11 protein-coding genes, 2 pseudogenes and 1 other annotated feature are annotated in these 24464 nt (G+C 39.2%); of the genes and pseudogenes, 5 read left to right on the forward strand and 8 right to left on the reverse strand.

From position 1 onward, the window contains the following. Nucleotides 1–598 precede the first annotated feature (598 nt). The gene (locus tag FTU55_RS01980; RefSeq protein WP_180046032.1) at nucleotides 599–1864 is read left to right on the forward strand and encodes an integrase arm-type DNA-binding domain-containing protein; all 1266 of its coding nucleotides are present in this window, start codon (nucleotides 599–601) and stop codon (nucleotides 1862–1864) included. Nucleotides 1865–2010: 146 nt separating this feature from the next. Here FTU55_RS01980 and FTU55_RS01985 read toward each other — a convergent pair whose 3' ends face one another. The 3 genes from FTU55_RS01985 to FTU55_RS01995 are packed head-to-tail and all read right to left on the reverse strand — an operon-like array spanning nucleotide 2011 to nucleotide 11184. Further along, nucleotides 2011–3387 carry a hypothetical protein gene (locus FTU55_RS01985; protein ID WP_180046034.1) on the reverse strand — a complete coding sequence of 459 codons (1377 nt, stop codon included), beginning with the start codon at nucleotides 3385–3387 and terminating at the stop codon, nucleotides 2011–2013. 19 nt (nucleotides 3388–3406) lie between these two features. Continuing rightward, nucleotides 3407–9382, reverse strand: a complete 5976-nt coding sequence (locus tag FTU55_RS01990) for a DUF637 domain-containing protein (protein ID WP_180046036.1) — start codon at nucleotides 9380–9382, stop codon at nucleotides 3407–3409. 44 nt (nucleotides 9383–9426) lie between these two features. Continuing rightward, entirely contained in the window at nucleotides 9427–11184 is a 1758-nt protein-coding gene (locus tag FTU55_RS01995) for a ShlB/FhaC/HecB family hemolysin secretion/activation protein (protein ID WP_180046038.1), read from the reverse strand. Nucleotides 11185–11382: 198 nt separating this feature from the next. Between FTU55_RS01995 and FTU55_RS02000 the strand changes: the two are divergent. After that, nucleotides 11383–11689 (forward strand): annotated as a pseudogene (locus FTU55_RS02000) (integrase); the annotation flags it as partial. An 81-nt stretch (nucleotides 11690–11770) separates the two neighbouring features. Here FTU55_RS02000 and FTU55_RS02005 read toward each other — a convergent pair. Beyond that, nucleotides 11771–14731, reverse strand: coding sequence for a DEAD/DEAH box helicase (locus FTU55_RS02005; RefSeq protein ID WP_180046040.1), 2961 nt, complete (start codon nucleotides 14729–14731; stop codon nucleotides 11771–11773). 157 nt (nucleotides 14732–14888) lie between these two features. Here FTU55_RS02005 and FTU55_RS02010 point away from each other — a divergent pair. Further along, nucleotides 14889–15397, forward strand: a pseudogene (locus FTU55_RS02010) (IS3 family transposase); the annotation flags it as partial. Continuing rightward, nucleotides 15164–15280 (forward strand) — a sequence feature (AL1L pseudoknot). Its footprint overlaps the pseudogene before it by 117 nt. A gap of 69 nt (nucleotides 15398–15466) precedes the next feature. Here FTU55_RS02010 and FTU55_RS02015 read toward each other — a convergent pair. Genes FTU55_RS02015 through FTU55_RS02025 form a run of 3 tightly spaced genes read right to left on the reverse strand, consistent with a single transcriptional unit; the run spans nucleotide 15467 to nucleotide 22382 of the window. Next, complete coding sequence (locus tag FTU55_RS02015) at nucleotides 15467–18718, reverse strand: type I restriction endonuclease subunit R (protein WP_180046042.1); 3252 nt, start codon at nucleotides 18716–18718, stop codon at nucleotides 15467–15469. Continuing rightward, the gene (locus tag FTU55_RS02020; protein WP_180046044.1) at nucleotides 18715–20097 is read right to left on the reverse strand and encodes a restriction endonuclease subunit S; all 1383 of its coding nucleotides are present in this window, start codon (nucleotides 20095–20097) and stop codon (nucleotides 18715–18717) included. Before FTU55_RS02020 ends, FTU55_RS02015 begins: the two co-directional genes overlap by 4 nt. Continuing rightward, nucleotides 20097–22382, reverse strand: coding sequence for a class I SAM-dependent DNA methyltransferase (locus FTU55_RS02025; protein WP_180046046.1), 2286 nt, complete (start codon nucleotides 22380–22382; stop codon nucleotides 20097–20099). The genes FTU55_RS02020 and FTU55_RS02025 overlap by 1 nt, the downstream gene beginning before the upstream one ends. Before the next feature lie 301 nt (nucleotides 22383–22683). On the opposite strand from FTU55_RS02025, the gene FTU55_RS02030 reads away from it, so the two are divergent. After that, nucleotides 22684–22854 (forward strand): YhfG family protein, encoded by a 171-nt coding sequence (locus FTU55_RS02030; protein ID WP_000935322.1) that lies wholly within the window; start codon nucleotides 22684–22686, stop codon nucleotides 22852–22854. A 12-nt stretch (nucleotides 22855–22866) separates the two neighbouring features. Further along, nucleotides 22867–23463 carry a putative adenosine monophosphate-protein transferase Fic gene (locus FTU55_RS02035; protein ID WP_180046047.1) on the forward strand — a complete coding sequence of 199 codons (597 nt, stop codon included), beginning with the start codon at nucleotides 22867–22869 and terminating at the stop codon, nucleotides 23461–23463. Between the two features lie 103 nt (nucleotides 23464–23566). Here the strand turns inward: FTU55_RS02035 and FTU55_RS02040 are convergent, their stop codons facing one another. Continuing rightward, nucleotides 23567–24463 carry a hydrolase or metal-binding protein gene (locus tag FTU55_RS02040; RefSeq protein ID WP_180046049.1) on the reverse strand — a complete coding sequence of 299 codons (897 nt, stop codon included), beginning with the start codon at nucleotides 24461–24463 and terminating at the stop codon, nucleotides 23567–23569. Nucleotide 24464 lies beyond the last annotated feature (1 nt).

The following is a 24464-nucleotide window of genomic DNA, read 5'->3' on the forward strand; positions in this document are numbered from 1 at the left end:
CGCGACTCATGAGTGCTCGGTTATATGCGGGCCAATTGGTTGTGCGGTAGATTTTGTGTGCAGGCTTCTTCATTTGAAAATTATATCGCTGAAAAACCCTTTACAGATAGGTTTGTGCAACAAAGCCCTGTCAACCTATAAAATTTAAATAATTGATTTTAATCTTCATCTGTCGCATATACATTGCGACAGGTGAAAGATTATCAATGATTATTTTATAGAAAAGCAATCTATATAAATATTCATTTTTCATATTTTATGGATTTTTATTTTTAGATATTCGAAGCAAAATAATATATCTTAAAGGTATTTATATAATACCTATAAAATATGCTTAGCTCTCCTCTTTAAAATAAATCAGCTCCATATAAAGAATATAAAAATAAAACGGAGCGCAATAAAAAAAGCCCTGACAATGTCAGGGCTTTTTGAATTTGGCGGAAGCGGTGTCCGTCTAACAGTAGTCCTAAACAATCCCAAATAACATTATAAACATATATTTTTCAATTATTTAATATTTTAATTATCCAAAGCCATCTTGCCCAATCCTACTATTTCCAGTATTTTATGAGGGGTAGGTTGTGGGGTAAAATATAATATGCCAAAGAAATCTAAAGAGTTATCTGCTCTGAGTGTAGCAAAAATTAAAACGACTGGTCGACATTCTGTAGGGGGTGTTGATGGCTTATGTCTAAATGTCGAGGGTAATTCCCGTGTCTGGATTTTGCGTGCTGTTGTGGGGAAACGTCTGGATAAAGATGGAAAGTTGAAACCTCATCGTCGTGATATTGGTATCGGCCCCTACCCTGAAGTTTCTTTAGCTGAAGCCCGTGCCAAAGCCACTGAATTACGATTACAAATACGAAGTGGCATTGATCCAATTGCTCATAAACAAGAACAACTAGAAAAGCTGTATGTTCAGAAACTTCGTGACAAAACATTCCTTGAGTGTGCAAAAGTCGTTATTGCCAATAAAACCCGTGAACTGAAAAATGAAAAGCATATTGGGCAATGGACATCTACATTAGAATCCTATATCTATCCAGCTTTAGGCAATCGTTCAATTAGCACAATTACAAAAGTTGATATTGCCGAAGTTCTTAGACCTATCTGGATTGAAAAGAACGAAACAGCTAAACGTATTCGTGGTCGTATAGAAACTATTTTTGATTATGCTAAGGCTATGGGATATCTTGTTGGGGATAACCCAGCTGAATGGAAAGGTAATCTTGAACCTATATTGGGTAACATAAAACAGGAATCACGCCCCCACCCATCCTTACCTTATGAACAGGTAGCTGAGTTTATTCAGCACTTGAGGCAGAAAAAAGGTATTTCACCTAAGGCTCTGGAATTTACGATTTTAACGGCTTGTCGGTCTGGAGAGATTTTTGGTGCAACGTGGCAGGAAATCGATTTTAAACATAAGGTTTGGATCATTCCGAAAGAACGGATGAAAGCAGATAAAGAGCATCGCGTACCTTTATCTCAAGAAGCAATTGCTTTGCTAGAGTTAATTAGACCATATACGCAGCAACAAAATTTCATTTTCCCTGCTCCACGTGGCGGTATGCTTTCTGACATGTCATTGACAACTCTGATCAAACGTATGCATGAACAAAAGCTTAAAGAAAATGGCTTAGGCTATATTGATCCAAAGCAAAATCGAGTGATTACGACCCACGGTTTCCGTTCAACCTTTCGTGATTGGTCAGCTGACAAAACAGATTATCCACGTGAGGTTTGTGAGCATGTACTTGCACATAAGCTGCCAGATGAAGTTGAAGCTGCATATTTACGTGGGGCTTATCTAGAAAAACGTAAAGGATTGATGGCGGACTGGGCTGAGTTTTGTGTTACGTAAAAATAAATATTGTAAAAATCGTGCTTCATCATTAAATAGTAGAAGCACGAATATGCTCATAAATTTTTTTTATATTTGTAATGACAGTTTCACAAAACAATTTACAGGCTGCATAAATTCATTAATTTTTAAATAATAGTTAATTATTATTTAGCCTGAAATGAGCTGAAAACTGGATCAGAGTACTGTTTAGATTCACTCAGATCGTTACAACAATAATCCATAAAAGTTAGCTTAACAAAGTAACTATCAAAAATAATTACTTTAATTGCTATACGAAATAAACTGAACTCCTGTTGGTCTATTTGATCTAAATAGAGCTCTGAGTACTCTTTAAAATGTTCAATCTTACTTTTTACTGTAAACCATTTAGATACCGCTGGTGGATAACTCTTAATCAATGCGTGAATAATAGATTCAGTATATTCATGACGGCTTGTCTTTTCTTGTTCAGGTCGATCCCATGCACCAATAAACAACTCTTTTTCAATAGGTGAATCATAATACTCTGGCTGATAAAAAAATCTAATTTCTTTAACTGTGCCAGTTGATAAATCCGCTTTTTCTTCAGGATAAGCTTGTACAAGCCATTTTTGCGATAAAGCCAATTTCCACATATCCGTATTAATGAGTCTGAGTTGATTTAATTTTTTAGAATCATTTTGAATAGTATCACTCACAATATATTGCTCTGAATCTTCAAATGTAAAATGCGGTATATTAAAAACTTTAGGGCTATGTTCTACTTTTGGAATACGAATTAGATTATTTTCTGATCTTCCTGAAAAAAACCATAAAGTATTCCCAGGTCTATATCCTTTTTCGGGTGTATAAAACACATAGTTGTTTAAAAAACTCTTAACTTCTTCACGCTTAATTCGAGTTTCTTCAGATTTTTCTACAACGTCACTAATATTTTCTGTTAATTGTATAAAAATTAATTCATCTGATAATTTTTCAACTTTAAAGGCAGGTACATTTAATAATTTATCTCCCCACAAATCAATATATGGCTTACCAAATACTACTCCCCAATACATATCAGGTAACCAATTACGCAATTGATCTGTCGTTGGCTCAACTCCTCCAATATGTGGGTTAGCAAGACTCCAACTATCATTAACCTCTATATCAATAATAGTTAGATCAGCATTAAATTTCGTACAAACTTTTTTTACGTATTCAACTAGCTTATTTTGATCAGTTTGTTCTAACTCACTATGAATTACCTCCATAGCATGCATATTATTATGTATAGGAACACTAAAAGCCCCCCAAGCCTTTGTTTTCTTAGCTCTAGACCAGTATAGACTACTAGCCTGTCCGCCACGATCATCAGGAATTAATGTTTCAATTAAGTCTTGAGAAAATTTAATTTTAAATGGCTCTCCAAACCCGCATTTTTCAGGAACTAATTCAGGGTAATGTTCGCATCTAAACTTTATACGCCGAAAGAAACTTTCGGGATTAGCTAAGTTTTGATGAGTATAAATATTTGTACGAATCGCAGTACTAATTTTCATATTGATGATGTTCCTAAATTTAACTGAAATCTTTTAATAATTTAAGAGCTTGCGTCTTTTGATCAAATGTATAGATAGCCCCTTTAGATTCTCTGATTGTTTGCTCAATAGTACTGGAGTATTTAGTATCTGGATTAATAACTAATGTTACTGGCTTTTTAGTCGCAGCATACCCTCTAAATTGCTTTGTATCAGTGATGTACTTTAAATTTTTGAATTCAACTAATGTACCCCCATTACCAAATGCATCTGGAATGATATTGATCTGTCCATCTCTTTCTGTTCTAACCGTAATCATTTCTCGGTTACTATTTCTTTGTATTCCTAACTTGCTTGCAGCACTTACTTCAAACTCCCTTCCATTCAATCTATTGCGTGTAATTACATCAACTTTATTTTGGTAAACTGTTTGGACATAGGAACGATCTGTTTTTAATTTATCAAGCTCATTCTTTGCAAGGTTAAGTGAATCTCCTTTACCCGGTTTTAAGTCAGTTCCAACAATTAAATCTATTGCCGCTAAAGCGCGATCAAATGGAGAAGTGCTTCTACCAAATACTGTCAATAAATCATCGGCAATGCCTATTAGTTCATCTGCACTTTGTTCTTTTAGAGATTTTACAAGATCACTTTTTGTATACTGTAGACCTTTCTTTTTTGCAGCGTTAAATTCATCCAATGTTTTAACTAAAACTTTACCCGTCGCAGTCGCTAATTTAACTAAAGAATTATTTTGAATCGCAGTATCAGCGCTATTTGCAGCTGTATTTACATCATATCCTGCATATGCAGCAACAGTACCTGAAACCAATTTACCTATATTTCGAATTTTGAGTTTTTCATTGTCCGTATATTCAATGCCATTAGCAGGATCAGGCATTAATCCTGCGACGATTTCACCTACACCCGCCCCGATTGCCCCAGCCTCACAACTTGCTTTTGTTGCAGCTGCTGCCGCACAACCTACTGCAGCATGAGCAATTTTATGAATTGTGTATTCAAAGGCACTAGGATCAACTTTATCTAGACTTGTACCAATTTGACTTGCTAGTTCTCCCTGTAATGCCCCTGCTAACCCGGCTAATAAAGCAGCCTGTAAATTGTCTTCGAGATTTCCCCCTTTGATAGCAGTTTGTACTAAAGTAGAGCCGACAGAAGTCGCAAAGTTATTCATTAAACGATCAGGAAAATAAGTACTATCAGGCTTAAGATTTAAAGCTGTACTTACTTGACTCAACAAACCTGCTGTTACAATACTTGTAGCTAAACCTCTTACCGACTCTTTACTGCCCAGCTCATTTAAAGTCTTAGCAATATCTCCACCATTATTAATCAGGCTTACACTCGCTTGTGTTGCTAAAGTTGTAATTGCTGCCTGACTCATTGCAACTGCAGATCCCCCCAAAGTAGATGCTGTTCCCCCTAATGCCCCTACTGCTGTAGCTCCAGCGCCTGCAGTCGCTGCTACCACAACAATTGCAATGATTGCGGCGCCAGCGCCTGTCAAACCTTGCTGCTTATAATTCCAATTCTCTTGAGCAAGTTTAACCGCTTCCCAATTGACATCTTTTCGAGCAATAAGCCCTTTCAAATATTCATTACCAGGCTGATTAGAAAGCTTAATCACCTCAGCACGAACATCATTGTTTTGGCCAGAAACAACAGGCACTTGTACTGTTAGTCCGCCTTTCGCTTCAAACTTTGGTACAACTGGTCCATTAAAACTTGGCAGTTTTGCTGTTTCAGTAATTGAGCCTGTATCCTGCATAGATTGCCAAACAACTGAATTTTTTTCTTTATGAAGAGTATTTTCAATGAGTGTAGTTGCCGAAGTTAATGTAATTGTTCCTCCTGCAGTTATTGAAGCGCCAGATAGATAGTTAAATTCTGAACCTTGTAGAAGAGTATCAAATGCTGCTTTAGTACTTATATAATCAGCTTTTGCTTTAACAGGTAATTGTGTAATTTCTTTATATGATGAATTTGAGGTCGAATCATTATATTTAAATCCCCAAAATGAAGATTTTTTTCTTGAAGTAGTCTCTTTTCTTTTTATTTCATCAGTTACAAGTAGTTTTATATTTTTAGCTTTAATATCAATATCGCCATATGCATCCATATTTGTAGAATATAAAACCGTATCTCCTTTGCTTTTTAATAAAATATTTTTACCTTGTAAATTTACAGGAATTGAAGAATAGTTTTGAGCTTGATAAATAGTTTGTGTAGTTTTTTTCTTTCCGTACCAAGTTTTTTTAGTCGTTGTTTGCGTTGATTTATCATAACTTTGATCTTGACCAGTTAATAATTGAATATCTTTTCCACTTTGTAAATCAACATCTCCATACCACGAAATAATATCAGCACCTTGAATAACTAAATTATCTGTTAAGTTTTCACCTAATGAATTTATTGTTACTCCATTTGAGCCCCTAATTTGATTCGCAACAAAATTCTCTCTAACTTGATAATTAGCACCTGTATCAACACCAAAATCAAAACTATCAACTACTCCATCTATTAATATACCTGCATCCAGTTGCTCAGTAAGTTCTTTAGAGGTTTTAGTTTTTTGTAAAGTACCTTGAGACTCTATTAAGATTTTTTCTGGACTAGTAACATCTGTTGCTCTTAATAAAATTCCCTGCTTTGCATTAATTTCGATATTTCCTGTGTTACTTACAACATTAGCTTTTTTATGCTCAAAACCATTTATATTAGACAAATAGAAATTCATATCTGACTGAATTGCTTTACCTCTTTCTTCAGCAATCGCAATCTCATTAAGAACATATTGGGGTCCAAGTATTGCTAATAAAATTTGATCAGTAGGATATTGCGAAACTAACAATGCTTTAGCTGCTGCGATAAATTGATCATTATTTTTCTTTTCATTCGAAAGCATCTGATAATTTAAAGTATGAGGTGCATTAACATGTTTATTTTTTATACCATCAACAACAATATCCCCATTAGTGGCTACTAAATTTATAGCGCCTTTAGCATTTAAATTACTTCCATCTAACTGTATAGATTTACCAATTAAATTAATCCCACCATTACTTGTTACTAAGTTTACAATTTGCTCTGAACCATTACCTTTCATACCACCATAACCAGCCAATTTTAAATGACCATTCTTTGCAATAAGTTCAATATCACCAATTGCAGATAAATTTATTATCTTTGGGTCAATTGTTAAACCAGTAGTTCCGGTAGTTTGAATACTTAAATCACCATTTAAACTACTGAGTTTACTATCATTTTTTAATAGATCACTTCCCGTGGCATTGAAGACCAGACCTGGCTTCATAAATAAATTTGTGGTCTCTAATAAAATAGCACCACCTGTCAATTGGGCATTCTGCATCACCTGATTGCCCGTTGCAGTAAGGGACAAAACACCCTTTGCTGTTAAGTTGGTTTTAGCTGATGGATGCCACACAGTAGCGGTCGGCGTATAATCTGCATTCAGATATAGGGTTCGTTTTGAATTGACTGCTAAATGTTGATCTGAGTTCGCTGTGATATTTTTAAGAGCCAAAATATCCTTGGCGTAAATTCCAGTATTCCCCTTAGACTGCAGCTTACTGTCTGCAACACTGAGCATGCCTGCTTCACTGTTTAGATGTAGCTGGTTTACAGTTGAGGTCAACACAGTATTCTTAATATCAATATTACCCTTTTTAGTTCCGACTGATACAGACTGGCCTTCGAGCTGATTGCTAAGAGTAGTGTCATATCCATTATCTCCACCACCAACAACCACATCAATATTGGAATCTAGATTTACACCATTTTGTCCAAGGATTTTTAAATCACCTTTGACTGTAGTTAAATCTGCGGAATTAACACTGACTGTACCTTTTTCTGCACTGGCAATTACAATTCCTTGAGCTGCGTTAATCACGGTCTTATCTGTAATCTGTTCATCACGATCGGCCTGGGGCGCGGGCACAGTGGTTTGGACCGAATTCAAGTTTACATTTTCATGGGCGATGATCGATGCATGGCCTGCAGTGGAGTTAACTTTCAGACTTTGTGCCTGAATACTGCCCTGTAATGAGGCTAAATTGACATCTTTGACTGCAGTTAACGATGTGCCTTGTGCTAAAGACATGGCATTATGTGTCGTTAAGTCAATGCCCTGATCTGACTTTACTGTCGTGTTCAAGTTTAGAGTATCAGACTGGGTGACAATACCATTGGCTGCATGGAGCGCCGTACCCGCAAGCTCTAGTCCTTGCTTGGCTTCAAGTTGTAGTTTTCCTGAAATCTTAGCTAAGGGTTTCGCTTTATTATCCCAAGTCAGATTTTTGCCACTGTAGATATTGATATCTTTTAAACGTGTAGCATTATTGACTAGGTTAAAGCTTAAGTTTTTAAGACTGACATCACCTGAGCTATAGATATTTAAGTCTTTGCCGGCATAGAGTGTTCCACCATCTACTTGGAGCAAATGTGCCTCTTCAGCTGACTGGACATTGATTGAACCACTCGTGGCCTGTAGGGTATTTCCTATTAGTTTCAGATCTTTGTTGGCAGTCAAATTTAAATCTTTCGCAGCGATCAGTCTTGCTGTGCTGTTACTCACCAAACTTTCATTGGCATTAATATTGGCAGAACCACGGTTACTACGTAACTCTGAATTTGCTGCCAGACTGATCCCTTTAGCATCGACATATAAGTCCCCATTTGTACTGAGGTTATTAATTTTGGTCCCGGTGGCTAAGTTTAGATTACCTTGAGCTCCAATAATCAATGCTGCTGAGTTCAGAGTTGTGGCATCATAATTTAGCGTAATATCTTTTGCATTCAGATTTACGTCATTATCAGAATCAATATTGATCAGGCCATAGCTATTCACTGAACCACTTATAGCAATATCCGCAGCAGCTCCTGTTCCGGCAACGCTGACCAAACCATTCTTTTTATCTGTGGTTGAGATTGTCCCACTATGCACAATTTTACCAGTATTGGTCACCACTATATTATTTACAGCTTGGACTGTACCTGCATTCGTGACACCTAAGCCCTTTTCATTCCCCATCAGAAAAATGTTATTGGCATACATCCCGCCCAAACTTTTAATATCTACTGCCAATGCAGGTGCTGCAACTGTTGAAGTTTTACTGTCAATGCTCTCAAGATCGGCTGAGATGGTATTTGCACCTGTAATGACATTAATATCTTGATTAGCATGCAGTTGTGCATTCAAGTCTAACGCACGTGCATAAATATCTACATAATCAACATTATTGTTGTTCCCACCTAAACCTAAAGTTGAACCTGTGTTGGCTGTAACCGTCACCTTACCCTGGTCTACAACAAATTGCTTTAGGCTTCCATCCGCATTTAGCTGTGCCTTGCCTGTGGTAAAAATGGCCTTATTGGCATTAATGAAACCGCCACCTTTAATATTAATACCAGCTGGGTTAGCTATAACGACATCTGCACGTTGACCGGCAACCTCAAGATTTCCTTCAAAACGGGTTGCTGCAGTTGAATTGATTTCATTTAAAATAAGCCGTGCTTCACCTTTAGCTAAAAATGGGTTTGCTCCTACACTTCCCACAATGGCAGAACCGGCACCTGTACGGCTATTATTCAAGACTACACCATTACTCAGCACATCCATTTGTTTATAGATGTTATGGGAGACACCATTTACTGGGGTTTGAATGTTGACTACAGGTACATTTTGACCTTGGCTATTCTTTCCCACGCCCACGACTGGACGGTTCGCTGCATTAGCCACCGGATCTGCCTGAATCTGTGCATATACAGGCGCTACAGACATCCATATACTCATGCTGGCCACCAAGCTTTTCACTACCCAATGCTGGTGTAAAGCTGTACTATCATGAGTTCCTGGAGATATCGCTATTTTTGCACTCTCCCCAGCAGCTTTGGTTTGGCTTTTACTATTTTCCCCTACAGCGATGAACATATTGCGGGGTTTGCTGAAAATGATGCGATAAAGATTTTTATTCATTGAAAGTACTTCTATTTTTAAATCAAGTTTTTAAATTCAAAGGTTTAAAAGGAATAATTTAGACTAAAGCCTGTAATAAGCTCTTTTTTCATACGCTGTGGTGCAACCAGTCCGTGTCCAACAAAAGCATCCAGATATAGCCCTTGGTAGTAGCTACGTATTCCCGTAACTCCACCAGCTAAATAACACTGCCCTGCAATACTGTGTTCTCCAGCAACCCAGCCCTGATCTACCCCTAGATAGACTTGGCTGTTCAAGGGAGTGTTGATATTTATTTCTTGCTGCAGGAAATGCCCATTATCTCCAGATAACATGATTTCCCCATCAAAACCGCGAACACTATAGCGGCCACCAATATAGAAGCGGTCTTGGGGCACCAAGACCTTCGGCGCATATTGTCCTTTCCAATTGATGCGGTATTGAGCTGCCTGACTGAATAAATTAAAAGGATAATTTATTCGCAAGTCAGCGCTCCAAAGTGGTGCGCGTGAGTAACCTTCGACCGGAAGTGGATTTCCAAAAATGTCGGTAATTTCTTCTTCTGGCGCAGCCAGTGAATTAAAAGCGCCAACCCCTCTTCGATAATCTAACCCAACATCGACTAAGGTATTGCCAATATAGTGCTTATGCTGAATACCCGCATGCCAGCCAGCTGTACGTCGATGCTGAACACCGATTTCAATATCTTCAATATAGTTGCGGTTTTGCTTTTGATAAAATTTGCCATATACGGAAGTTTTATATTGGGTTCCGCGTAACAACATTTTAGACAAGGTGATATTAGCCTGCTGACTTTCACCACTGTATAAAATCGGACTCTCATAACCCGCAACATACTGATCGTATTCATACCAGTTGTAAGTTGCACTCAAGTCAAAGGTCTGGAACGGTAATTGATAGCTGGCAAAGTAACTTTTATTACGGTCTTGATCAAAATCATCAAGCGAATGGCTGAAATTAAGATACAGACTGTCATTCATTCGGGCAGGATTATTCAGGGTCAGTCCAATGTTACCAATATATTGTCCGGTGCTTTTATTGCCCGAATCATCTACAGACAGGCTGACATGAAGTTTTTTATAAGGTTGCGTGCTAATCAGAATGTTACTTTGCCCTACTGCCGTCTCTTCTGTAGCAGGCTCTATTTGAATATCAACCTCTAATCCAGATACTTTTTTTAAATTTTCTAATGCATGATCTAATGAGCGGATATTAAGAATATCTCCTTCTGTAAAAGGAAGTGCTGTCTTTAACTGCAGCACTGAAATATCAGGGCCATTGTGTCTAATCTTAGCTATGCGTCCTGGCACCAATTCAAACCTTAACATCCCTTGCGTCATATCCTGTTCAGGCACCACAATTTGAGTCGTGACAAAACCTTTCTTGATCAGCTCATTCTGAGCGAATCTCACCACGTTCTGTAAGCTCTGAGTACCAATGCACTGCTCTACAATCGTATTGCTTTTTTTATTGAGGATTTGGCTTAAAAAATTGAAAGTATCAAGAGTTTTTGGATGTGAATCAGTCACATCTATACGGATAGTGTGGATATCAAAACAAGGTTCTTCCGTAACAATAAGATGCTGTTTTTTGAGTAAAGGTGTCAAGCTAGGCTGGATAATAGCTTGGGTATCCAGCTGTTGCTTTAAATCACTTAAACGTTGATCCTGTCGAATGAGCTCAGGAAGCGATAAGTCTTGCGGAAACGTAGCGTTAGCAGCAAATAGATTGATATTTCCTGCAGCATGTACGTTACCTATTCCCCAAACATAACAAAGACTTAAATAAAGTATTTTTTTCATGAATTACATTTTTTAATATAGCTTTTCAATACACAACAAAATCTACTTTTTTTATCTAAAATTTGCAATGCTTTCTTACTACCAATTTCTTCTTTTTTACCAGATGATAAATTCTATTATTTACATTTTAGAAGTAGTTTCCCTGAATTCATTTGAAAACATATTCAGCTATAAGCTTTCATTTTTCTTGTACACTGTAATGGTGAAATGCTTTCTGACATACCCTTAACAACTTTGATAAAGTTCATGCATGAACAGAAGCTTAAAGAAAATAACTTAGGCTATATTGACCCTAAACAAAATCGAGTGATTACCACACATGGCTTCCACTCTACATTTCGTGACTGGTCAGCAGATAAACAGATTACCCTCGTGAAGTTTGTGAGCATGTACTTGCACATAAGCTGCCAGATGAAGTTGAAGCTGCTTAGTTACGTGTAGCATATCTCGAAAAACGCAAAGGCTTAAGGCTGATTGGGCTGAGTTTTGTAATGCACAAAATTAATAGCATAAAATCTATGCTTCCGCCTTAAATGGCAGAAGCATTAATATATTTTTCCCTCATCAAGTTTGATAGAGATTATACTTATTTAATAATATAATAAGTTTCAGCATTCAAGGTTTGTTTAATAATACATGCCAACTGCCCTAGTACTGATTCAACACGAGAATTCAATTCAGAATAATCTAGGCTCGGCTGAACTAATACTATTTCTATAGTAACGTCATAAGTTCTATACTTTTTAATCAAAGCATCTAAATCTGACATTTCACCTAATATGAATCTACTATTTTTAGTCTTTTTATAAGTGTTATTCTCTCTAATTTTTAATTGTTTTAATGCTTTTACTGCATCAGATAATTTATCACAAGTTGAAAGGGTTTGCTGAACCAGCTCATTCACAGCTCCAATAGAAGATTTTGTACCTATAGCATATTTACAATGATATAAACGCATACATACTTTTTGCTGTTCTTCATCAATCCAAAATCCAACTAAATCTGCAAGTTCATTACTACCATCGTCATAGAACAATATGTTCGGCTTATTTTCTTGAGATTGAAGTACATCAATTATTTTACCCTGAACAGAGTTTTTCACTGCCCCAAACTTCCAACTCTCTTTATTTATCTCCACCCCATTCCAGTCCAACTCAGTTACATTATCTTTTACTAATGTGTAAGAATATTTGTTCTTATAACCAATTTTTTCATTTAAACTAATTACTTCAAAACCTGAAGTCCAAGCAACAAGCCCAAGTTTTTTTGGAAGTTCCTTAATAAAATCTAACTCACAATTAAGTTTTATTCCATTATAAGACTCGGAAACTAAAATAAAACCATGAGTTAAATCATAGATATAATCAAGTGTACAAAAATAATCACCTTCAAAATAAATTTTTATCGAAAAACTTATTTTCTCTTCAGCTTGTTTAACATTTAAAACCTCATAAAAGCTAAAATTTAATGTTTTTAAGCCCAACTCGCCTCTAATCCGTATCAAATTAACAGCCTTAGAAATTAAATCTACAGGTGAGATTGTGAGAATTTTAAAGTTAGCTAAGTTTTCAACACTAAATGGCTCAAGCATATTATTAACAAATGAATCAATAGGAATATTTTCATTATGAATTTTGTCATATAACGATTCACACCATTTGACCCATTGATAAATGTTAGCACTAGACATTGACCATGTGATACCCTTCCTAGAGCACCCCAAGCTAGCTTTCTTACCGTCAATGTAACCATGGCCAAACAAATTTGATAATGCATTATTATTTAAATCTTGCTGTGTTAATTCTTTGTAGACATCTGTACCAGTAAACATTCTAAATCTTATATTTCTAGATGTTGATAACATACCTAAATTTGCAAACGCTGAACGTTCTAAATCATAAAACATTCGAAATAACTCAGGAAAACTAAAGTTAATATAGCCTAACTCTTTTGCTAAATTCTGGACTAAATCCTTATTACTTCCATGAACAAATAAGTCAGTACCTTTTCTCAGAAATATGAATATATCGAACAAATCAAATTGTAACTCATCACTAGACACCCACATAGGGGTAACTTTCTTTCTTGATAAGATAATTCCTAAATTTTCTTCCCTAAAAATTGCAGAAATATAATTATCCGACAACTTATTAAAATATTTTTTAAGATTAGTTTTTTCAAAAATCTCGTTAATATCATCATCAATTTCTTTATAAATTGTTGCGCTATTTTTAATATAGAATGAATTTGATGAGAACAATTTTCTTATCAATTCATGATTATATTCACCATCAATTGAAGAACTAAAAAATTCTTCTATCATTTTTTCTTTACTTAAACTCCCAATCAATAGGTTCCAATCTGCATCAGCCTGATAAAGCTCTTGAAATTGCTCTCCAATATCATCTGCAACAACATTTGAGATGATTGTTGCTTGACCTAGTTTTTTTGTTCTATTAACCCTTGTGAAACGACCCACTAATTGCATAAATATTGGCAAGCTCTTACATTTTTTATGTAAAGCTAATATTTTTAAATTAGGTAAATCATACCCTTCTCCAAACATATCAACACAAACCACTATTTGTGTTTTTCCTTCCTTTAATTTACTTTTATCTTCTTCATTTATTCCATCTTTGCTGGTTGCTAATAAAACTTCCATTTTTTCAGGGAAATATTCTTTTATTAGAGAGGTATATAATTTTTTTAATTCTTTTGCATGCTTAATAGAAGAAGTTTTAACCATAAGAACATGCTCTAGCCCTGCCAAAATATCTTTCTGTAATACTTCCAATGCTTTCCTTGCGACAACTCCATCGGATTTCTCGTCATAATATTCATTGACAGCTTCAAATTGAATTTTCTCAAAAATACCTTCATCAAAAGCTTTTGCAATTGAATATTGATATATGAGTTTTCCTTCTAATTTTTTACCATCTCCTCTGTAAGGGGTTGCGGTAAATTGAAATATCTTCTTTTTTCTTTGGGCGAAATTATCACGAAGTTTTTTCCATGTTGGAGCTTCACTATGATGAGCCTCATCAAAGATCAACCTATCAAACTGATTTAAAAAAACCTTCAAATTTTCATCTTGGAATGAATTAAAAATTTGCGATGTTGCAACGACAATAAACTGTTCTTCTAAATCATGTTCAACAATTTTATCAATATCTTTTGGTTCTAACCTAGAAATAATAGGTTGTTCACTATTCTCAGGAAGAATTCCCCAAGCAATATATTTTTTAAAATCGATTAGATCATCACTTATTTGCTTTCGTAAAGAGTCGGATGGAACAACGATTAGTGTTCTCTTAAATATTGCTTTAAATAACAATGATGCAATGACACCCGTTTTTCCTGTCCCTGTAGGCATATTAATTATTACAGGCTCTTCCTCATCATTTAAATCATAGTCTAAACATTTAAGCAATGCTGACTTTTGAGGTAGCCTTAAGGCTGTTTCATGAATAGCAAGGGTTGATTTCCACGATGAAATTATCTGATCTTTTGACTTATCATTTCCAGTATCAACTCTTACTAGCCCCATATTTAACCTGTTAGATTTATTGAAATAAGTTCCATAATGATAGTATAAACTATTTAAAACAAGAGCAAATAATCAATAAAAATATATTATTACAATTATAAAGTTTATGAACCGTACCGGGTTTGTCGGAGAGTCAATATTCTGAGAGACTATTCCGATGAAAAAACCAAACTATATCCCCGAAATCAGAGAAAGAGCGGTTCAATTACTAATTGAATCTGAAAAAGATTATCCTTCTACTTGGGCAGCAATCACAGCTATTGCGCCTAAAATCGGTTGTACTCCTGAAACATTGCGCGTTTGGTATTTAAAGCATATGGATCAACTAAATCCTGCCAAAGTACAACAGATATCTGACCAAGAAAAAATGAAGCAAATGGAACGTGAAATTAAAGAATTAAAACGTGCCAATGAAATTCTACGTAAAGCAGCCGCTTTTTTCGCCCAGGCGGAGCTCGACCGCCCACACAAATAATGGTGGATTTTATCCATTACAATAAAGATCGATATGGCGTTGAAGCGATTTGTAGAATTTTACCGATTGCAGCTTCGACCTATTATCGGGCTTTAGATCTCGTTGATAACCCAGAACATCGAGCGAAACGTGCTCTGCATGATGTAAATCATGCAGAGCAAATCAAACGTATTTGGAAAGAAAGTTTAGGTTGTTAGCGGCAGTGTAAAAATGACCCCCTAATGGCATTTAAAAACTGACCCCCTTGGTTAATTTAGCGGTCATTTTGGACTGCTCAACATATCAAAGATCACCCGTGCAAAGATGCTGGCCTTCGCCGGATCAGACAGCAACTGCATCATCTGTTCCTGATGTGCCGCACTACTGCCAAGAATGGCATCATCCATCGCTTTCGGGAAATCACCCAGCATGGCTTGTTCACGGGTATTGTTGGCAATCTGCTTCATCACAATCTCATTTTCCGCCAGCTTGTCACGTACCGTATAGGCATAGTTCAGCATGTCTTTATCGGTTAGGTTATCAGTGATAAAGACATCATTCAGACGCTCAATGATCTGTGACAGGAACTCTTCTTTCTTATCGCGTGGCTTGGCTGCACCGAGGTCATTGCCGGGTTCTAGCTTAAAATCTTCGGCATCTTCTTTCAGCTTGATGTCTTGCTGACGGATCTTGGACAAGCGGTAATGGCTCATACTGACATTACTTAGATCTACCTCATCGTCTTTCGTTGCGGTTTCACGCAGCAATGGACGCAGGTTACGCGCATACAGACTAAGTTTTTCCAGTTCTTTATCATCGTAGTCCACGATCTGCGACATAAACTCGTAAAAACGAGTAAAACTGCCCAAGTCTTTTTTAAAGATTTCCAGCTTGTCTTTTTCAAGCTTGGCCTCTTTAAAGGCATTGTCGGCATTGGCAATCAGCACGGCATCATTGGTTTTCTTGCAGCGTTCCAGCATATCTCGGGTGGTGTTATAGGCTTCGATGGCTTGGCTATAGCGTTTCTGCCAACGTTCAACCGCAGGCTTGCAAATGTTACTGATCGCGGCATTGGATTTGTTCTTGGTAAAGAAGGCTTCTACAAACTGCTCGACTTCCGTCCACAAGAAAATTTTGCTGGCTTTCAGCTTTTCAAACAAGTCAAAGATCTGATCCGGATTGGAGACATCGGCCAGTTCTGCGGTTTGATAGTAAGGCTGGAAGGCCGCAAGAATGTCTTCAGGATCGTTAAAGAAGTCCAAGACAAAGGTGCCAGATTCCGCTTTGCCCGGATAGGTGCGGTTCAAGCGTGACAAGGTCTGTACACACTCAACACCACCCAGCTTTTTGTCTACGTACATGGCACACAGTTTTGGCTGGTCAAAACCTGTTTGGAACTTGTTGGCAACCAACATGACCTGATAATCATCACTGTCAAAGGCTTTGCGCATTTCTCTGCCTTTGAGTCCTAGGTTCATGTTGCGTTCGTTAAAGGTCTGCCCGACTAAGCCGCTGCTGTCGGTATCCTTGTCATTAAACTCAACCTCACCCGAGAATGCGACCATAGCCTGAATGGACTTATAGCCCTGATCAGTCACATATTTGTCAAAGGCCAGCTTGTAACGCACCGCTTCTTTACGTGAACTGGTCACCACCATGGCTTTAGCCTGCCCACCCAATAAGCCCATCACGTTATTTTTAAAATGTTCGACAATGACTTTCACTTTCTGAGAAATGTTGTGGTCATGCAGGCGCACCCACTGATTCAGTCTGATCTTGGCTTTTTTGGCATCGACCTGTTTGTCGGCTTCTTCAATTTTTTGTTTTAGCTTATACACCACTTTATAGTTGGTATAGTTTTTCAGCACATCCAGAATAAAGCCTTCTTCAATGGCTTGGCGCATGGAGTAAACATGGAAGGCTTCCGGCTTGTTTTGCTTGGATGGGGGTAGCTCAGGATTGGGTACACGGCCAAACAGTTGCAGGGTTTTGTCTTTCGGTGTCGCGGTAAAGGCATAGTAGCTGAGGTTATTACTGCCCTTACGTGCAGCCACCACCGCATCCAGAATATCTTCCGAAGACAGTTCAGCATCCTCTTCGCGCTCTTCCAGCATCAACACTTCTTTCAGTTGTCGTGCCGTAGAGCCGCTTTGTGAAGAATGCGCTTCATCGGCAATCACCGCATAACGTCGCTGTTTCAGATTGGTACTGTTTTCAATCGCACGCAACACAAAGGGGAAAGTCTGGATGGTCACAATGATAATCGGCTGTGAGGTTTCCAGTGCCTTGGCCAGTTTTTCTGATTTGGAGCCATCGCCTTCTTTGTTATTGATGCGTCCGACCACGCCATCGGCATGTTCAAACTGGTAGATGGTGTCCTGTAGCTGGGCATCCAGAATGGTACGATCCGTGACTACAATCACCGAATCAAACAGTTTCTGATTGTGTTGATCGTACAGGGTCGACAACTGATGTGCTGTCCAGGCAATCGAGTTGGACTTACCTGAACCTGCACTGTGCTGAATCAGATATTTCTGTCCAGTGCCCTCCTGTAAGGCGGCATTGATCAGTTTGGTGACCACATTCCACTGGTGGTAACGTGGGAAGATCAGCAGTTCTTTTTTATACTTGCGTCCCTCCCAGTCTTCTTTTTCTTCAATTTGCAGATGAACAAAACGTCCAATGATATTCAGCAAATTGTCCGGTGTGAGAACTTCATTCCACAGATAGGCCGTAGCGTACTGATTCTGGTCTTCTGGCACATCATTGCCTGCGCCACCGTCATGCGTACCTTTATTGAATGGCAGGAAGAAAGTATCTTCTCCAGCTAGTTGGGTCGCCATATAGACTTCGTATTGACTCACGGCAAAGTGTACCAATGCGCCACGCTTAAACATCAGCAAGGGTTCAGGCTTGTTAGTTTCTGGATCTTTCGGCAAGCGGGTGCGTTTGTACTGCAACATGGCATTCTGCACCGCTTGTTTAAACTCGGACTTGAGTTCCAGTGTCGCCACCGGAAAGCCGTTGATAAACAGCACCAGATCAATCCGCCATTTCTTGGCCTGTTTGCCCATGTCCTGTAACTCGACAGCCGTAGCATACGGGCTATAGACCAACTCTGGCACAATGCGGCAGATGTTCTTTTTGTAATTGGCTAAGGTATCGGGATTCAGCGCATGTTCAGGTTTAAACTGACACAGGAAAAATCGTGCGCTGCGGGTTTTCACTCCGTGACGCAGCACACCTAAAGTGCCATAGCTACGTGACTGTTCATCAGTGGCATTGATGTCGGCTTTCTTCAACTGGGCAACCACGGCTTCTAGAAAATGCCGTTCGGTATCTTGTGGAAAGATGCGCTGAAACTTCTGCCAGTCCTGGCTTTGCGTCTGCTGTACAAAGTCTAGAATATCCCGCTCATACAAGGCAGTTTCACGGTTATAGCCTTGTGGTGTACCCAGTTGCCAGCCTTGAGCCAGCATCTGTTGAATGATATCGTTCTGGAAAATGCTTTCACGGGTGGCGTCTAGACTCATGCGCTTAACTCCGTCTGTGCCCCAGCAACCATTGGCGCTTGCCAGTGGCGAACATCAATCTTGCCTGTCACTGCCGCGGAGATTAGGGCGGTTCGGCGTTCTTGCATTAATGAAATTGCTTGTTCCTGTTTCTTTAATAAGATATCGATTTGTTTTAGCTCCTGATCTAAATAATCAACAATTTTTTGTTGCTCCTTTAAACCTGGATAAACGAACCTCACAGCTTTAAAATCATCTTTATTTAATTTAGGTTGAGCTGATGATGCAGTAGCACTTAATCTCAATTGACTAGAAACGGGTATGGATTGCCCTACATATGCCATAAACTCTCTAGATACTTTAGACTGATCAAACTTGGCCATAAACATATTTGGAGCTAAGGATGCATAACCTTTATCAAAAGGCATCTGATAAAATAGACCAGCATAAGCACCTACGTTAGCTAAGAGAAACTCACCTCCATAAAGTGCAGATTTTTTTAAGTATTCATAAGATTTTTTATTTACCCATACTCCATCTGTATTGGCTAAATCCTTTCTCAAATCAGTTAGTCGCACTAACCGAGCAAAAGAGGGCTCATCTAGATATTGTACATTTGCTTTTAAATCAGCAAATGAACCATTTGCTGTATAGTCTGTTAGGACTTGCTTTAAATAAGCAAACTTACTTACATCCCAATGCTCAGGCACTTGCCCTAACCACTCCACACCAGAATCTTTCATCGGAACATTTGGATCAAGTCCTTTAGTCACGGCATGGCTAATCACCGCCTGACGTTTTTCTTTCAGCAGTTCGATCAGTTGTTGTTGTTTTTCAATCAGGTGATCGATTTTGGCGGTTTCGTGGTCGAGGAAGTTGGCGATCTTTTCCGCTTCAATATAAGGTATCTCGACTAATAAAGCATTTCTTATCAGTTCTTGATTAAGAATATTTGCACCATAAATATTGGTTGAAGCATTCTCGATAACAAATTTAGGCAAAGCATAATACAAATAAGACAAAGGCAGTTTTGCTGAATGTAGAAATGATGCGATTGCTTCATTGGTATACATATCACAACCAGCAAATGAAACAGCTCCAACAGATAACTTAAAGCTATACATCAGAGAGCCTTTAGGGGTGATATCCATAGATGCTTCTAAAGCGGCTTTATCAGATATCTGCTTAACCGTATTGTTAATTACCTTACCTTTTAAATCTGAAATATTAACCCAAAGATTATCTCCAATAAAATTGGAATCATTTTTAGTCGGCGGAGTCCATCCCACTTGAAATGGAGCTAAGTATTTAACTTTACTGACAATCCAATGTTCAGGAATCTCACCTAAAAAACCAACCCCTGAATCCTTATACTCTGCATAGGCTTGATACTTTGCCATTATGAATGCACCTCTTGTAGAAGTTCCATAATTTCACGGCTCACCGCATCTAAATCCGCATCAATCTCAGCTAAATCACGTGGTGGTTGGTATACGTAGAAATGACGGTTAAACGGAATTTCATAACCCACAATACCAATCTCGCCATCTTTTTCATCACGCTTGTCGGCATTGATCCAGGCATCGGCCACGTGTGGCTGTACTTCACGTTTAAAGTAGTCTTCAATCAACTCTGTAGTGCTGACTTTTGGATTCAGTGCAATGTTCTCCGCATCACGTAAATCCCCATCCTGCACAAACTCCACCACTTTGCCTTGATAGCTGAACTGGCCATATAGTGGGTTTTCCGCCTGTTTCACAATTTTATTAATCACCGGTTCAGCTTCAGGATTTTTCCAGGTGATGGCATCTAACAGCTGTTTCTTCTCTTTGGCATCCAGCTTGATGTCGGCCTGCTTGAGGGCTTTTTTCAGCACTTCATCAAACTGGTTGAAATCATCAAACTGCTCAGTGCCAATCACATTCTGTAAGGCTTGGGCTTTTTCCATCAAGGCTTTCTGGAATAGCCAGATTTTGCTGTCCAGTACCTCTTTAATGTCTTTTTCTTTTAGCTCAGGGAACTCGGCTTTAATCAGGGCACGGACCTCAAGGGCAACGTCCTGCAACTGACCATAAGTTTCAGCTGTCCATGCTGTACCAAAGGCTGTGCCCAATTGCGCATCGATACTTTGCATCAGGGCATTAAACGGTTTTGGCGCAAAACGTAATGCAGCAATCGCGCTATCCGTGATCTGTGCCGATAAACGTAATGGACGTTCAATGGTCACGCGACGATAGCCAAATTCATGGCTGTCAAAAATCTTGCTGGCGAATGGTTTTTGCTGTTCGGTTTCACCATCGTTTGCCAAAGTATCTACCGCCACAAAGTCACCGTAATTTTGGGTAATGGTGGCAATTTCAGCTTCAGTCAGATAGTTACGTTTTGAACCCAGCGACTTACGCATTTTGGTACTGAGGTTCGAGGCATTGATCAGCTGTACCTTACCTTTACGTTCAGCGGCTTTTTTATTGCTGAGTACCCAGATATAGGTGGCAATCCCGGTGTTGTAGAACATGTCGTTCGGTAAGGCAATAATGGCTTCCAGCAAATCGGCTTCTAAAATGTAGCGACGGATCTCACTTTCGCCACTGCCTGCACTACCGGTAAACAATGGTGAACCATTCAGGATAATCCCGATGCGGCTGCCACTCTCGCTACTACTGGCATCACGCATCTTGCTGATCAGGTGCATCAGGAATAATAGTGAACCATCCGATACCCGTGGCAAGCCTGCACCGAAACGTCCATCAAAACCTTTTTGTTCGTGCTCGTCTTTGATGTCCTGTTCGATCTTTTTCCAGTCCACGCCAAAGGGTGGATTCGACAGCATGTAGTCAAACTGATCGACCGAGAGTTGATCATTCGACAGCGTGTTGCCGAGTTTAATCCGGCTCACGTCTTGGCCTTTGATCAGCATGTCGGCTTTACAGATGGCATAGGATTCTGGATTGAGTTCCTGACCAAACGCACGCATCACCGCATTTGGGTTCAGCTCATGCAGATATTCCATCCCTGAAGACAGGAAGCCACCCGTCCCCGCAGTCGGGTCGTAAATGGTGCGGATAATGCCGTCTTTGGTCAGCACGTCATCATCTTCCATAAACACCAGTGCCGTGGTCAGACGCACGATGTCACGCGGGGTAAAGTGTTCCCCTGCGGTTTCATTAGAACCTTCGGCAAAACGACGGATCAGTTCTTCAAACACCAAACCCATGTCATGGTTGGATACGCTCTTTGGACTCAGATCCGTGGTAGCAAACTTTTGCACGACTTTATACAAAAGGTTGGCATCATCGAGTAAGCCTGCAAATTCGATGAAGTTAAAGTATTCAAAAATCTCACGGGCATCTTTAGAGAAACTTTGCACATAAGTGCTTAAGTTGGCCTTGATGTCACTCTGCCCCATTTTGCTGAGATCCATTGGGGAGGTGTTAAAGAAGGCTAGACCGTTGGTGGCACGCAGCAATAACTTTTCTTGAGCTTCTTCTGGCAGATTCAGCTTGGAGACTTTTTCATGTTCTGCCAGTACCGCAGCCTTGCTTTCTTCCAGTACACATTCCAAACGACGTAACAAGGTAAATGGCAGAATGATGCGGCCATATTGCGATTGTTTGAAGTCACCACGCAGCAGGTCGGCAACCGACCAGATGAAAGAAGCGATTTGTGAAAAGTTATTGTTGGTCATAGTGGTGAATCAATTCCTGAATTCTTATCTGTGATCAGTATCTGGCGACACTTCAGTTGCTAGAGATAATACTGATAATTTTTTAACTGTTGGATAATATTATATTATTTAAAAAGCAGATTGTTGATTATTCATTTATTGCATGACAGTTAAGCGACAAATTTTGTCGTCTGGTTTCAGATTTTTCTCATAGAAGGTTCATCCACCATAACGCTACAACCCTGCTTTTGAAAGCCGTGCCTATTTATAAGCCCATCTGCTAAACTAGGCTTACATTACCTTTGTTCAAGGAAATTCCGAAATGCTAAACACTCTCGAACAGAAAAAAAAATATATCCAAGCTACGCGCTTGCAGAATTATCAAGCCAGTTTAAAGCTGGAAGGCATTAACCCGTCCTCAACCGCACCGGCATTAAGTAAAGCTCAGATTCTACAGAAATATAAGAAATTCTCACAGACCTCGGAATCGTGATCAGGCTTCCTTATGGATAAATATGGTGAAATGGGTGACAGCATTTACTGTTACCCCGACTCGGACGTCCTCAAAAACAAACTGAACATTCAGGATGCTGAAATTCTGCAACAGGCAGAACTGGAGTTGACTGAGTATGCCAGCACACGAATTGAGTATGCGGAGCCACCTTACGATCTCAAATACCTGCAATCCATTCACTTTCAGCTCTTTTCAGACCTGTATGCCTGGGCAGGTGAACTAAGACAAGTGGATATTGCCAAAGGCGATACCCGCTTTTGTACCTTCCCGCGTATTGAAATTGAAGCCAATAAGCTCTTCAAGCAACTTGAGCAGCAGCACTATTTTCAAGGTTTAGCCAAACCAGCACTTATCCAAAAAATCGCTGATTTTTATTGTGAAGTCAACGTGATTCACCCATTTCGTGAAGGCAATGGACGCACCCAGCGTATCTTCTTTGAACACCTACTTGCTCACTGCGGCTATGGGGTACAGTGGAGTAAAATTAACAATAAGGAAGTCTGGATTCAGGCCAATATTGATGGATTCAACTGCCGGCTAGATGGACTGATCGCTATTTTTGAAGCCTGCATTATCACTCCTGAATAACAAAAAAATTAAGGGAGCCAAAGCTCCCTTCAATTAGTGACTAGCCAACTTGTTCAGAATCCATTAATTGACTTACCAAGCTGACTAGATAATTCAACTGTGCTCAATTCACAGCTCTAACACTCTGCTGCAACCCCTGCTGAATCTCCTGCACATAGCTCAATTGCGCTGAATGCTCTGTATCTACAGCACTGTCACTGTGTGGATAAAATTCCTCCAGCAATTCCACCCCCTCCTCTGCATGCACCTCAAACTTGGCATTGGCAAAACCCTGCCGTGCAATCTGATCTAATGCCGCCTGATCAAACCCTGCCTGTTTTCCCTGTTGGTCAATCTCCTTAGCCGTCTGAATTGCTGTTTGCAAATCCACGCCTTCCCGTAACGTTAAATCCACGTAATACACGGGCTGACGATAGCTTTGGGTGGTACTTTTTCCCCTTAACGTGAGTTGCAATGGTAAACACGACAACAAACCACCTGATGCTGCATGGTAGTAATTCAAACGTGCTGCCAAAGTGCGAATGCTGTTAAAACCAGTGGTTCTGAAAATAAAAGTCCCAAACTCATCGGCTTCGCCTAAATTGACATGCAGGCGTCCATAAGGCTTGCAATGTCCACCTTGTCCAAGTGGGCATAAGTCGGGGGATGGACAAGGATGTTGCTCTACACCTTGTGATGTCATACGTTGGCAGGTTTGACCATTCCCCACACAAATCGGGCGACCTGTCTGTCGGTCAAACAAGCTGTACTCGGCACGTAAGTTCAATTCAGGGTCATTGAAGATCATCCGCACAGGGATGCTGCGCAGTTTTTGATTCGGTGCTTGGCTACGCAATTGCTCATCCAAGGGGTGTTTAATCCAACCGTCCTTACCCTGTATTTGACTGGTAATGGTGAACTGATCATCTTTCTCTGGCAGACGCTTGCCATTCTTTTCTATTACACGGCCAATACTGATCCGTCCCAAGATGGGTGGTGTGATTGCTAAACCTTTAATCATG

Origin of the sequence: Acinetobacter sp. YH12117 (assembly GCF_013418865.1) — a bacterium.
Taxonomy (GTDB): domain Bacteria; phylum Pseudomonadota; class Gammaproteobacteria; order Pseudomonadales; family Moraxellaceae; genus Acinetobacter; species Acinetobacter indicus.

Coding starts and splice junctions, on each gene's coding strand:
- FTU55_RS02005 (WP_180046040.1), bottom strand. CDS start 14,731: ATGGGGCTAGTAAGAGTTGATACTGGAAATGATAAGTCAAAAGATCAG.
- FTU55_RS02035 (WP_180046047.1), top strand. CDS start 22,867: ATGGATAAATATGGTGAAATGGGTGACAGCATTTACTGTTACCCCGAC.
- FTU55_RS01995 (WP_180046038.1), bottom strand. CDS start 11,184: ATGAAAAAAATACTTTATTTAAGTCTTTGTTATGTTTGGGGAATAGGT.
- FTU55_RS02025 (WP_180046046.1), bottom strand. CDS start 22,382: ATGACCAACAATAACTTTTCACAAATCGCTTCTTTCATCTGGTCGGTT.
- FTU55_RS01990 (WP_180046036.1), bottom strand. CDS start 9,382: ATGAATAAAAATCTTTATCGCATCATTTTCAGCAAACCCCGCAATATG.
- FTU55_RS01985 (WP_180046034.1), bottom strand. CDS start 3,387: ATGAAAATTAGTACTGCGATTCGTACAAATATTTATACTCATCAAAAC.
- FTU55_RS02030 (WP_000935322.1), top strand. CDS start 22,684: ATGCTAAACACTCTCGAACAGAAAAAAAAATATATCCAAGCTACGCGC.
- FTU55_RS02040 (WP_180046049.1), bottom strand. CDS start 24,463: ATGATTAAAGGTTTAGCAATCACACCACCCATCTTGGGACGGATCAGT.
- FTU55_RS02015 (WP_180046042.1), bottom strand. CDS start 18,718: ATGAGTCTAGACGCCACCCGTGAAAGCATTTTCCAGAACGATATCATT.
- FTU55_RS02020 (WP_180046044.1), bottom strand. CDS start 20,097: ATGGCAAAGTATCAAGCCTATGCAGAGTATAAGGATTCAGGGGTTGGT.
- FTU55_RS01980 (WP_180046032.1), top strand. CDS start 599: ATGCCAAAGAAATCTAAAGAGTTATCTGCTCTGAGTGTAGCAAAAATT.